Annotated in this window: 12 protein-coding genes; 3 read left to right on the top strand and 9 right to left on the bottom strand. The window is 64.7% G+C overall.

Annotated features, from left to right (window positions below; all coding sequences use genetic code 11):
- Positions 1–7 precede the first annotated feature (7 nt).
- A complete protein-coding gene (locus tag J4G43_RS03910; protein ID WP_166348157.1) occupies positions 8–1,204 on the top strand; it encodes an O-succinylhomoserine sulfhydrylase in 1,197 nt (398 codons plus the stop codon).
- Between the two features lie 177 nt (positions 1,205–1,381).
- Here J4G43_RS03910 and J4G43_RS03905 read toward each other — a convergent pair whose 3' ends face one another.
- From J4G43_RS03905 to J4G43_RS03895, 3 genes are read right to left on the bottom strand one after another with little or no spacing between them, the layout of a single operon-like run.
- Complete coding sequence (locus J4G43_RS03905) at positions 1,382–2,368, bottom strand: SGNH/GDSL hydrolase family protein (protein WP_208084053.1); 987 nt, start codon at positions 2,366–2,368, stop codon at positions 1,382–1,384.
- A gap of 12 nt (positions 2,369–2,380) precedes the next feature.
- Complete coding sequence (locus J4G43_RS03900) at positions 2,381–3,160, bottom strand: SGNH/GDSL hydrolase family protein (protein WP_208084052.1); 780 nt, start codon at positions 3,158–3,160, stop codon at positions 2,381–2,383.
- Positions 3,160–4,425 carry an OpgC domain-containing protein gene (locus J4G43_RS03895; RefSeq protein WP_166069104.1) on the bottom strand — a complete coding sequence of 422 codons (1,266 nt, stop codon included), beginning with the start codon at positions 4,423–4,425 and terminating at the stop codon, positions 3,160–3,162. The genes J4G43_RS03900 and J4G43_RS03895 overlap by 1 nt, the downstream gene beginning before the upstream one ends.
- Before the next feature lie 181 nt (positions 4,426–4,606).
- On the opposite strand from J4G43_RS03895, the gene apaG reads away from it, so the two are divergent.
- A complete protein-coding gene (gene apaG, locus J4G43_RS03890; RefSeq protein ID WP_014491305.1) occupies positions 4,607–4,999 on the top strand; it encodes a Co2+/Mg2+ efflux protein ApaG in 393 nt (130 codons plus the stop codon).
- A 143-nt stretch (positions 5,000–5,142) separates the two neighbouring features.
- Here the strand turns inward: apaG and J4G43_RS03885 are convergent, their stop codons facing one another.
- The 3 genes from J4G43_RS03885 to J4G43_RS03875 all read right to left on the bottom strand — a co-directional run bounded on the left by J4G43_RS03885 (position 5,143) and on the right by J4G43_RS03875 (position 8,538).
- The gene (locus tag J4G43_RS03885; RefSeq protein WP_208084051.1) at positions 5,143–6,150 is read right to left on the bottom strand and encodes an Hsp33 family molecular chaperone; all 1,008 of its coding nucleotides are present in this window, start codon (positions 6,148–6,150) and stop codon (positions 5,143–5,145) included.
- A 256-nt stretch (positions 6,151–6,406) separates the two neighbouring features.
- Positions 6,407–7,330: an ornithine carbamoyltransferase gene (gene argF, locus J4G43_RS03880; protein ID WP_014491303.1), complete on the bottom strand. Its 924-nt coding sequence runs from the start codon at positions 7,328–7,330 to the stop codon at positions 6,407–6,409.
- Entirely contained in the window at positions 7,330–8,538 is a 1,209-nt protein-coding gene (locus J4G43_RS03875) for an aspartate aminotransferase family protein (RefSeq protein WP_208084050.1), read from the bottom strand. The genes argF and J4G43_RS03875 overlap by 1 nt, the downstream gene beginning before the upstream one ends.
- A 456-nt stretch (positions 8,539–8,994) precedes the next feature.
- Between J4G43_RS03875 and J4G43_RS03870 the strand changes: the two genes are divergently transcribed.
- The gene (locus J4G43_RS03870; RefSeq protein ID WP_014491301.1) at positions 8,995–9,507 is read left to right on the top strand and encodes a GcrA family cell cycle regulator; all 513 of its coding nucleotides are present in this window, start codon (positions 8,995–8,997) and stop codon (positions 9,505–9,507) included.
- A 233-nt stretch (positions 9,508–9,740) separates the two neighbouring features.
- Here the strand turns inward: J4G43_RS03870 and phoB are convergent, their stop codons facing one another.
- Genes phoB through pstB form a run of 3 tightly spaced genes read right to left on the bottom strand, consistent with a single transcriptional unit; the run spans position 9,741 to position 11,992 of the window.
- Complete coding sequence (gene phoB / locus J4G43_RS03865; RefSeq protein ID WP_014491300.1) at positions 9,741–10,448, bottom strand: phosphate regulon transcriptional regulator PhoB; 708 nt, start codon at positions 10,446–10,448, stop codon at positions 9,741–9,743.
- 15 nt (positions 10,449–10,463) lie between these two features.
- Positions 10,464–11,180, bottom strand: a complete 717-nt coding sequence (phoU, locus tag J4G43_RS03860) for a phosphate signaling complex protein PhoU (protein WP_028155152.1) — start codon at positions 11,178–11,180, stop codon at positions 10,464–10,466.
- A gap of 11 nt (positions 11,181–11,191) precedes the next feature.
- Positions 11,192–11,992: a phosphate ABC transporter ATP-binding protein PstB gene (gene pstB, locus J4G43_RS03855; RefSeq protein ID WP_208084049.1), complete on the bottom strand. Its 801-nt coding sequence runs from the start codon at positions 11,990–11,992 to the stop codon at positions 11,192–11,194.
- Between the last annotated feature and the right edge of the window lie 14 nt (positions 11,993–12,006).

Below are 12,006 nucleotides of genomic sequence, written 5' to 3'. Positions count from 1 at the left end.
AGGTCCTATGTCGAAGTCCCCGGCGTCCACCACGCAATACCGTCCTGAAACCCGCCTGGTCCATTCCGGCACCCTGCGCTCGCAATATGGCGAGACGTCGGAGGCGCTGTTCCTGACCCAGGGCTACGTCTACAACAGCGCCGAGGAGTGCGAGGCGCGGTTCAAGGGCGAGGACCCCGGCTTCATCTATTCGCGCTATTCCAACCCGACTATCTCGATGTTCGAGCGCCGCATGATCGAGCTCGAAGGCGCCGAAGCCGCCCGCTCGGCCGCGACCGGCATGGCCGCGGTGACGACCGCGATCCTGGCGCCGCTGAAGGCCGGCGATCACGTGGTGGCCTCGCGCGCCCTGTTCGGCTCCTGTCTCTACGTCATCCAGGATCTGTTGCCGCGCTACGGCATCGAGACGACGCTGGTCGACGGTCTCGATCTCGACCAGTGGCAGCGCGCCTTGAGGCCGAACACCAAGACGTTCTTCCTGGAGAGCCCGACCAACCCGACGCTCGACGTGCTCGACATTCCAGGGATCGCCGAGATCGCGCACAGCGGCGGCGCGCGGCTCGTCGTCGACAACGTGTTCGCGACACCGATCTGGCAGAGCCCGCTCGCGCTAGGGGCCGACGTCGTGGTCTATTCCGCGACCAAGCACATCGACGGCCAGGGCCGTTGTCTCGGCGGCATCATCCTGTCGTCGGAAGCGTTCATCGCCGAGCACATCCACAATTTCATGCGCCAGACCGGCCCGTCGATCTCGCCGTTCAACGCGTGGGTCCTGCTCAAGGGCCTGGAAACGCTCGGTGTGCGCGTGCGCGCGCAGACCGAGACGGCGGGACGCATCGCCGACGTGCTGGCGAGCCATCCGAAGATTTCACGCCTGGTCTATCCCGGCCGCGCCGATCATCCGCAGGCAGCTCTCGTGAAGAAGCAGATGCGCGGCGGCTCGACCCTCGTCGGCTTCGAGGTGAAGGGCGGCAAGCAGGGTGCGTTCCGCGTGCTCAACGAGCTCAAGCTTGCAAAAATCTCGAACAATCTCGGCGATGCCAAGAGCCTCGTCACGCATCCGGCGACCACGACGCATCAGCGCCTCAAGCCGGAGGATCGTGCCGCGCTCGGCATCAGCGAGGGCTTCATCCGCTTCTCGGCGGGGCTCGAGCATGTGGATGATCTGATCGAGGATCTGACCGCGGCGCTGGAGAAGGCGTGAGGCTCTTACCCTCCCCTGGAGGGGGAGGGTCGATCGCGCGAAGCGCGAGCGGGGTGGGGTGATCTCTCCGCTCGGGCAGTATTCGATGCGGAAGCACCGTCACCCCACCCCGCTCCGCATTCCGCTTCGCTGCATGCGAAGCGACCTTCCCCCTCCAGGGGAGGGTGAAGCGAAAACCTACATCGGCCGATACGTCCGCACGTCGGCGGGCACGTTGACGCCGAGCTTGATCTGGCCGACGGAGCGGATGATGTCGTCGCCGAGGATCTGCGCGAAGCAGGCATAGCCCCAATCGTTCATGTGCAGGCCGTCGGCGATCACGAAACTCTCGACCGGGATCGATTGATTCTCGTGCCAGTCGCGCATCACCTCGAAGCGGGGGAAGATGCCGACGTGACGGAGCTCGGCGACCTTGCCGAGCAGGTGCACCATCTTGCCGGCGCTCTCCTTGCGCTGGTTGACGGCTGGCGAATATTGCGGGTCGACCAGCACGATGTCGGCGCCGCCAGCGGCCTGGATGCGGGAGATGCCGTCCTCGACCATCTTGGCGGTGTCACCGGGATCGAGATTGCGCAGCACCGCATTGGTGCCGACCTGCCAGATCACGAGATCCGGATGCACGTCGATCACCTCCTTCTGGAGGCGCTTCATCATCTCGGGCGCGTCCTCGCCGCCGACGCCGGCGTTGATGACTGTGATGTCGGCGGTCGGATATTGCCGGCGGAGCTGCGCGGCGAGACGGTTCGGATAGTTGAAATCGGGCGAGCTCGCGCCATAGCCTGCCGTCGACGAGCCGAACGCAACGATCACGACGGGTTTGCCGGCGACGAGCTTGCCCGCGACATGCGGTAGCGAGCCCATCGCCTTCGAGCCACCCTTCGGCGTGAGGCAGGGCACGCGGCTGAAAATGTCCCCGGCGGATTTCGCCACCTGCTTCACCTTGTCGATGGCGCGGGCGGTCACGCCGCGCTGCTCGTGGGACGTCGCGGCGACGGTGGTCTGGGAGGGCGAAGCGGAAGCCGGACTAGCGGCCTGCTGCGGCGCGGGCGTTGCCTGCGTGGCCTGCGCCTGCACTGGTGCCAGCGACACCGGCGTCAGCATCAGCAGAGCCGCCGCGGGCGCAGCCAGCCATGCCGTCAACCAAAAAGGGCGGAGAGAACTCATTAACGCTAGACCTCAATTTTGCTGCTGGGCCGGCCCCAGATGGGCTGCGTCGATCACAAACTGTGCCAACGCCCGGCCAAGGCAGTCATGGACCTGTTTCGCCAGCTCTGGCCCGCGGGACGGGCTGAACAGGTCGAATTGACCCTGATCATTCCACTGCCGCATGATCGCGAAACGGTCGAACAGCGGGATGTCATGCTCCTGCGCCACCACCCGCATATTGTCGAGATAGGGCGGCACCGAGATCATGGTTTCGGTACGCGGGCTGTACTGCAAGTTCATCAACACGACGTCAGCCCCTGCTTTTTGCAGCGCGGAAACCCCTTCGGTCACCGCCCCGCGAAAATCATCGGGATCAATCGCTCGGATAGCATCCACAGTCCCGGTCTGCCAGATGACCAAAGTAGGCCTTTTTGCTTCCATCAGCTTAACGAAGGTGGCGGCCGCCTCCTCGGCCGTCTTCTTGCTCTGTATTTCTACGGAGACGTGCACGGTCTCCGACGGCAGCAGCCTGTCCTGCAGGATGGCCTGCATGCGCGCCGGATAGGAGCTGTCCTCCGAGGCCGGAATCGTGGTCGAACGGCTGCCGATGACCAGGATTTCGAGCGGTTTGCCGGCCTTGATGGCATCGGCGACCCTCGGAAGCTGGCTTTCAGTGGTGAGCAGATAGGATGGCAATTCGCAGGCCGGGGGCGCGGCCGGAGCAGCCGGCACGGCATCGCCCGCGCGCGCCAGGGGCGCGGCGAGGCTACCGCACAGCAGGACCAGGCTCAGGAGAACCTTCGCCTTCATCAGCCCCCTCCCGCCAGATCGGCGTTGCCGACGGCGTTTTTGGTTTTCGCACCGCTCTTGTCAGCCACGCGCTTGTACCATGAAATCACCCAGGCAACGCCCCACATGATCAGGATTCCGGAGAGACTAATCAGCGCATGCATGGCTGCGCCGCCGGAGACTTCGGCCAGGATGAAATGGCCGGCGAAGGCGAGGAAGACGCCGAGACAAAAGATCTCCAGGGAATGCTGGCCGCAGAGGATCAGCGGCCGCAGCCAGGGCGATTTCAGGCCCGGCCATTCCCGGGGCAGGAAGCGAACGGTGAGCGCGGCGAACGCCAGGAAATGCGTGAAACGCAGCACGTCAAGATCGGCCTTGTCGATCGGATACATCCACTGCTCGAGCCGCCTCGGCATGAAGTGGGAGAGCTGCGGCACATACCAGGTCAGGGTCACGTAGAACGCCGCGACCAGATAGGCGATTGATATCCACATCGTGACGCGGGACGCCAGGATGCGCGACATGCGTCGCGCACCTCCGAGCGCACACCATGCGCCGAATACGAAAAGCAATTGCCAGGCGAAGGGATTGAACGCCCAGAAGCCGTTCGGATAGGCCGACAGATACAGGTCGTATTCCCAGGTCACCGCGTAGAGCAGAACCGAGAGGCCGAGCGTCACGTCGGGCCGCCATTTCATCAGCCACAAGATCAAGGGCAGCGCCAGCATCAGCACGATATAGAGCGGCAGCACGTCCATGTTGACCGGACGAAAGCGCAGCAGCAGCGCCTGCACGATCGTGACGTCGGGCTGCTTGAGGAAATCCATGATGCCCATCTCTTCGGTGTAGAGCGGGTTCTCGAACCTGGTCGCAACGTAGGAGATTTCGGCGAGGAAGATCGTGAACAGAAAGACGTGGGCGACATAGATCTGCCAGACGCGCCGCAGGATGCGCGCGGTGGCGACGACGAAGCCGCTTTCGAGCATGGCACGACCGTAGACGAACGCCGCGGTATAGCCGGAGATGAAGATGAAGATCTCGGTGGCGTCACTGAAGCCGTAATTGCGGATCGTGAACCAGGTCAAAAGGCTCGGCGGCAGATGGTCGACGAAGATCAGCCACAGCGCGAGCCCGCGGAACAGGTCGAGCCGGAGCTCGCGCTCGCCGATGGCGGGCAGCGTGATGGCCGGCGCGGCGGAGCGCGGCTTCGCCTCCGCAGGTCTGGCCTCCGCAGGCTTGCCGGTTCCCGCGATCGTCGATCCCGTCACTTGGTCGGCAATGGTCATCGGGGGTTCGAAACCCTTCCGCAAATCGCGACGTGTCAAGGAGTGTACAGGTCCGGCCCTCGTCTCGCAAAGCGGCCGGATCACATTGGGGTCTACTTCCTCGGCAATTCTGGCGGCACGATGTCACCAAAACCGCCTGCAGGCGTTGGTTCCCGGCCGGGTTTTCGTTATGATGGCCGCCATGTATCGCGCCGTGACCCGCCAGATCGAAGTGACCGTCGAGCCGAACTTTGTTCCGGAGCAGTCGTCGGCTGACCGTTCCCGCTATTTCTGGTCCTACACCATCGTCATCACCAATTCCGGCGACGAAACCGTGCAGCTGAAGACGCGGCACTGGATCATCACCGACGCCACCGGCCGCCAGCAGGAGGTCAGGGGCGAGGGCGTCGTCGGCGAGCAGCCGACCCTGGCTCCCGGCGAGCGCTTCGAATACACCTCCGGCGTGCCGCTCGCGACCGCCTCGGGCTTCATGACCGGCCGCTACCAGATGGTCAGCGAAAGCGGCGAACGCTTCGAGATCGACGTGCCGACATTCTCGCTGGACAGCCCGGACAACAAGCGGGTGTTGAACTAGCGCGGCGCCGTAGGGTGGGCAAAGGCGCAAAGCGCCGTGCCCACCATTCCAAACGTGGCGCATAAGATGGTGGGCACGCTGCCCTTTGCCCACCCTACGACTGGACTGCTTCGCTGCGCGCGCAACGACGGAGGATGCGACGCCTACGCGTCTTCCACGCCGGCCTCGTGCGGCGTGAACTGGTACACCGACGAGCAGAACTCGCAGGTCACGACGACCTTGTCGTCCTTGACCATCGCGGCGCGGTCGTCGGGCGAGAAGCTCTTCAGCATCGCACCAACCGCGTCGCGCGAGCAGGAGCATTGCGCCTTCAGCACCAGCGGATTGAACACGCGCACGCCGCGCTCGTGGAACAGGCGGAACAGCAGCCGCTCGCCAGAGAGTTCTGGGTCGATCAGCTCGACGTCCTCGACGGTCTCGACCAGCGAACGCGCCTCGACCCAGGCGTCGTCTTCGGCGACAGCATGCACCTCCGCGCCTTCGGGCGCATCGCCGGGATGCAAATCGGCCTGACGCGCGCGCTCGGGCGCCTTCGGCAGGAACTGCATCAGCATGCCGCCGGCGCGCCAGCGATGCTTGCCACCGTCGTTCGAGCGCCACTCCTCACCGACCGCGAGACGCACACGCGTCGGGATCTGCTCGGAGCGCAGGAAATATTCGTGGGCGGCATCTTCCAGGCTGCCGCCGTCGAGCGCGACCAGACCCTGGTAGCGGCTCATGTCGGGACCCTGGTCGATGGTCATGGCGAGATGACCGTTACCGAGGAGCGCGCCGGAATCCTTTGTCTCGCCGAGGCGCTCGGCATCGTAGCGCGCATAGGCGCGCAGGCGATCCGGCGCCATGTAGTCGACGACCAGGAACGACACCGGACCGTCGGTCTGGGCCTGGAGGATGAAGCGGCCCTCGAACTTCAGCGCCGAGCCGAGCAGCGTCGTCAGCACGATGGCCTCGCCGAGCAGCTTGCCCACGGCAGCGGGATAATCGTGCTTGGTCAGGATCTCGTCGAGCGCGGGACCGAGCCGCACGAGGCGGCCGCGCACGTCGAGTGCGTCGACCTCGTACGGCAGCACGTTGTCATCGATGGGAACCGCTGATGGTGCGCGAACCGGGCCTTCAGGCCCGGTATTCATGTCAGGGGATTGGGAAACCATGGCGCTTTATCTGGGGTCGATGGAGGAAAATGGAAGAGGGCTCAAGGGTGGTGTGTTCCGGATGCACTTATGATCGCACAGGATCCTGCAAATTCGATGTCGTCCCGGGGCGCGCAAAGCGCTGATACGGGACCCATAGCCACAGGATTACGCGATAGCCCGCGTAGCCCGGATGGAGCGTAGCGCAATCCGGGACCACTCCAACTGCGGACACAAACCCGGATTTCGCTGCGCTCCATCCGGGCTACAAGTGAGATTACTTCACCGCGTCAAAGCACCAGGCCAGAATGCCCTTCTGCGCATGCAGGCGGTTTTCGGCCTCGTCGAACACGACCGATTGCGGGCCGTCGATCACTTCGTCCGTGACTTCCTCGCCGCGATGGGCGGGCAGGCAATGCATGAACAGCGCATCGGGCTTGGCCAGCGACATCAGCTTCGAATTGACCTGATAGGGCTTGAGCACGTTGTGACGGTGCTCGCCTTCCTTGTCACCCATCGACACCCAGGTGTCGGTGACGACGCAGTCGGCGCCCTTCACGGCGGCCTCGGGATCGGTGCCGAGCACGATCGGCGCGCCGGTGGCCTTGATGAAGTCCCGCATCACCTTTTTCGGCGCAAGCTCCGGCGGCGTCGCGACATTGAGCTTGAACTTGAAGCGCTCGGCGGCATGCGCCCAGGACGCCAGCACGTTGTTGTCGTCGCCGGTCCAGGCCACCGTCCTGCCCTCGATCGGGCCGCGATGCTCTTCGTAGGTCATGAGGTCGGCCATCACCTGGCAAGGGTGCGAGCGCCGCGTCAGGCCGTTGATGACGGGCACCGTCGCATATTCCGCCAGCTCCAGCAGGGCCTCGTGATTGAGGATGCGGATCATGATGGCGTCGACATAGCGCGACAGCACGCGCGCCGTGTCGGCGATGGTCTCGCCGCGGCCGAGCTGCATCTCGGCGCCGGTCAGCATGATCGGCTCGCCGCCGAGCTGGCGCATGGCGACGTCGAACGAGACGCGGGTGCGCGTGGAGGGACGCTCGAAGATCATCGCCAGCGTCTTGCCTTCCAGCGGCTTCACCGGCTGGTGCGCTTTCTGCTTCGCCTTCATGGCGGAGGAGGCCGCGAGCATGCTCTTGAGCTCCGACAACGGGAGCTCGTTGATATCCAGAAAGTGCTTCGGGGACTTGCTCATCAGCTTGCCGCCCGATTGGTCTGACTGGACGAGATCGCGGCGCAGGCGCGTTCGAGCCGCCCGACGCTGTCCTCGATCTCGGCTTCGGTGACGATCAAGGGCGGCAGGAAGCGCACGACATTGTCGCCGGCGCCGACCGTGAGCAATTTTTCGTTGCGCAATGCCGCGCCGAGATCGCCTGACGGCACCACGGCCTTGATGCCGATCAGAAGGCCTTCGCCGCGCACTTCGCTAACGATGTCAGGATAACGATCGATCACGGAGGCGAGCTTCTGCTTGAGCAGCAGCGACATCTTCTGCACGTGATCGAAGAAGCCGGGCTTGAGCATGACGTCGAGCACGGCGTTGGCAGCCGAGATCGCGAGCGGATTGCCGCCGAAGGTCGAGCCGTGCGAGCCGGGCCCCATGCCGGCAGCCGCGTCCGCGGTCGCCAGCACCGCGCCGATCGGGAAGCCGCCACCGAGCGCTTTGGCCAGCGACATCACGTCAGGCGTGACGCCGGTGCGGCGATGCGCGAACAGATCGCCGGTGCGGCCCATGCCGGTCTGCACCTCGTCGAACGCGAGCAGCAGGCCCTTCTCGTCGCAGAGCTGGCGCAACGCCCTCAGGAAGGCGGGCGTTGCCGAACGCACGCCACCCTCGCCCTGGATCGGCTCGATCAGGATGCCGGCGGTCTGCGGACCGATCGCCTTCTTGACGGCTTCGATGTCGCCATGCGGGACCTGGTCGAAGCCGTCCATCGGCGGGCCAAACCCTTCGAGATATTTTGCCGAACCGGTCGCGGCGAGCGTTGCCAGCGTGCGGCCGTGGAAGGCGCCTTCGAAGGTGATGATGCGGTAACGCTCCGGATGGCCCTTGGAGAAGTGATGATGGCGGACGAGCTTGATCACACCTTCCAGCGCTTCGGCGCCGGAATTGCAGAAGAACACGAAGTCCGCGAAGCTTTCGTTGCACAGACGCGCGGCGAGCTTCTCGCCGTCCGGGCTCTGGAACAGGTTCGACATGTGCCAGAGTTTGGTGGCCTGCTCCTGCAACGCCTTGACCAACGCAGGATGAGCATGGCCGAGCGCATTCACCGCCACGCCCGAGGTGAAATCGAGATAGCGATCGCCATTGGTCGCAATCAGCCAGCAGCCTTCACCGCGCTCGAAACCGAGGTCGGACCTCGCGAAAACGGGGAGCAAATGCGGCGCTGCGCTGTTAGTCATGACGATCACTTGAATGTTGCGGACGGTGTGAGCGTGCATTGCGCAACGCACCATTGACCGGCCCGGAAAACGAAACGTGCCGCCTTTTAAGGGCGGCACGTATGACTATCTTATGCCTGGTGAAACCGGTGTCAATGCCGCCCGGAAAGCCTCGCGAAACGCAGAATCCGTAGTCTTGCGGTGGCGATTTTGCGTATTTCCGCCACGGAACATGTGGAAGCGAGTCGGCGGACTCTTGCGCGTGAGTCACGCCATATTGTAGCGTTTGGCTTGTCAGATACGACATCTCGTGCAGCAGCTCTGATCCTCTAAGTCCTCATGTACCGGCGTAAGCGTTCGGGCGCATCTGGTGCGCCCGGCGAGCCTTAAGGGATTCTGGCGGCACGGGTTTTTCGAAGCTTAGGCATTCGCCGTGCGGCCGCCAGGATGGCAGGCGCCGGCGAAGGAAAGGGTGCAATGACCGTTTTGACCTGGTCGGATGATCGCGTCGAGCAGCTGAAAAAGCTCTGGGAGGCCGGACTTTCGGCCAGCCAGATCGCCGCTGAACTCGGCAATGTGACCCGCAATGCCGTAATCGGCAAAGTGCACCGGCTCGGCCTGTCGGGCCGCGCCAAGAGCCCTTCATCGGCAGCGCCGCGGCCGCGCAAGGCGCGTCCGGCGCAGCACATGATGCGGGTGACCCGCCCGATCGCACGCGGCAACACCGCGCTGGCGCAAGCCTTCGAAGTCGAGGTCGAGGCCGAACCGGTCACCTACGACAACGTCGTGCCGATGAGCCAGCGGCTGTCGCTGCTGGAGCTGAACGAGGCGACCTGCCACTGGCCGGTCGGCGATCCCTCGAGCCCGGATTTCTTCTTCTGCGGCGGCAAGGCGCTCTCCGGCCTGCCCTACTGCGCCCAGCACTCGCGCGTGGCGTATCAGCCCGCGGCCGATCGCCGGCGCGCGCCGGCGAAGCCGGGTCCGCGCTGAGGTATCGGATTAGCTGACTACGAAGACGGCGCCGTCACGCGTGACGGCTCAACTCACTCGGTGTCGTCCCTGCGAACGCAGGGACCCATAATCCCGGCGCGTAGTTATTGCGCGGGATGATCACTCCGAGTCGTCGCCAAACCACTCCCTGTGGGTATGGGTCCCTGCGTTCGCAGGGACGACATTGAGGATGCGGTGGCAGCCCGCTAAATCACGTCTGCCACAGCAACCCCTTACGCCTGCTCCGCCTTCGCAAAGCGATCGTCCAGTGCGTAGCCCGCGCCGCGGACGGTGCGGATCGGGTCCTGCTCGCGGCCGAGATTGAGCAGCTTGCGCAGGCGGCCGATATGGACGTCGACGGTGCGCTCGTCGATGTAGATGTCACGGCCCCAGACGCTGTCGAGCAGCTGCTCGCGCGAGAACACGCGGCCGGGATGCTCCAGGAAGAACTCCAGCAGGCGATACTCGGTCGGACCGAGATCGATCGGCCGGCCCGAACGCGCCACGCGACGCTTGTCGCGGTCAAGCTCGATGTCGCCATAGGCGAGCACCGTGGCAAGCCGCTCGGGGCTGGCGCGCCTGAGCAGGCCCTTCACGCGTGCCAGCAGCTCCGGCACCGAGAACGGCTTGACGATGTAGTCGTCGGCGCCGGTCGCAAGGCCCCGCACCCGCTCGCTCTCCTCGCCGCGCGCGGTGAGCATGATGATCGGGAGCTGCTTGGTCTCGGGCCGGGTGCGCAGCCGCCGGCACAGCTCGATGCCGGAGAGGCCCGGCAGCATCCAGTCGAGCACGATCAAATCGGGGATATGCTCCTTGAGGCGGGTGTCGGCATCGTCGCCGCGCATCACCGTCTCGACGTCATAGCCGTCGCCTTCGAGGTTGTAGCGGAGAAGCTCGGTGAGAGCTTCCTCGTCCTCAACCACCATAATGCGTGCGCCCATGGTGTTCGTCGCTCCTTAAGTGTTCGGGACCGTCGTGGCGAAGGTCGTCATGTCGCCCTTCGGCCGCTTGTCGGTGATCGCCTGGCCCTCGATCATGTAGAACACGGTCTCGGCGATGTTGGTGGCGTGGTCGCCGATGCGCTCGATGTTCTTGGCGCAGAACATCAGATGGATGCAGAACGAGATGTTGCGCGGATCCTCCATCATGTAGGTGAGGAGCTCGCGGAACAGCGAGGTGCAGATGGCGTCGACTTCCTCGTCGCCCTTCCACACCGCCATCGCCGCCGGCAGATCGTGCGCGGCATAGGCGTCCAGCACCGACTTGACCTGCTGCTGCACGAGGTCGGTCATGTGCTCCAGGCCGCGGAACAGCTTGAGCGGATGGAAATCCGTCTCCAGCGCCGCGACGCGCTTGCCCATGTTCTTGGCGAGGTCGCCGATCCGCTCGAGATCGGTCGCGACGCGCATGGCGCCGACGATCTCGCGCAGATCCACCGCCATCGGCTGGCGGCGCGCGATGGTGAGCACGGCGCGCTCCTCGATCTTCTTCTGAAGCGCGTCGAGCTCGGCGTCGATGGTGACGACGCGCTGGCCGAGCGCGACGTCGCGGCGGATCAGCGCGTCGACGGAATCGACGATCATGCGCTCGGCGATGCCGCCCATCTCAGCGACCAGGCGCGTGAGCTCCTGGAGGTCGGTGTCGAAGGCCTTTGCGGTATGTTCAGAACCCATGTTCCGTCTCCTCAGCCGAACCGGCCGGTGATGTAATCCTGCGTGCGCCGGTCGGTCGGCGACGTGAAGATCTTGCTGGTGTCGTCGAACTCGATCAGCTCGCCGAGATACATGAAGGCGGTCTTGTCGGAGACGCGCGCCGCCTGCTGCATGTTGTGGGTGACGATCGCGATCGTGTAGTTCTCGGACAGCTCCTGGATCAGCTCCTCGACCTTGGCGGTCGAGATCGGGTCGAGCGCCGAGCAGGGCTCGTCGAACAAGATCACCTCGGGCCGCACCGCGACCGTGCGGGCGATGCAGAGGCGCTGCTGCTGGCCGCCGGAGAGCGACAGGCCGGAGGCGTTGAGCTTGTCCTTGACCTCGTTCCACAGCGCGCCGCCGCGCAGCGCCTTCTCGACGCGGTCGTCCATCTCGGACTTCGAGATCTTCTCGTAAAGGCGGATGCCGAAGGCGATGTTCTCGTAGATCGTCATCGGGAACGGCGTCGGCTTCTGGAACACCATGCCGACGCGGGCGCGCAGCAAATTGAGGTCCAGCTTGGGGTCGAGGACGTTGGTCTGGTCGAGCATGAGCTGACCGGTGACGCGCTGGCCCGGATAGAGGTCGTACATCCGATTGAAGATGCGCAGCAGGGTCGACTTGCCGCAGCCCGACGGGCCGATGAACGCCGTGACGCGGTTGGTGCCGAGCGCCAGATTGATGTTCTTCAGCGCGTGGTGCTCGCCGTAATAGAAATTGAGGTTGCGCACCGTCACCTTGGCCGGAGCTTCGGGCAGCACCGGCGCCTGGGGCAAACCACCGGCCGCGCTCATCGTACGGAAAGATC

Origin of the sequence: Bradyrhizobium barranii subsp. barranii (assembly GCF_017565645.3) — a bacterium.
In the GTDB taxonomy this organism is placed as follows: domain Bacteria; phylum Pseudomonadota; class Alphaproteobacteria; order Rhizobiales; family Xanthobacteraceae; genus Bradyrhizobium; species Bradyrhizobium barranii.
The sequence above is the reverse complement of the archived record's forward strand: the minus strand, read 5'-3'. Positions and strand labels throughout refer to the sequence as shown.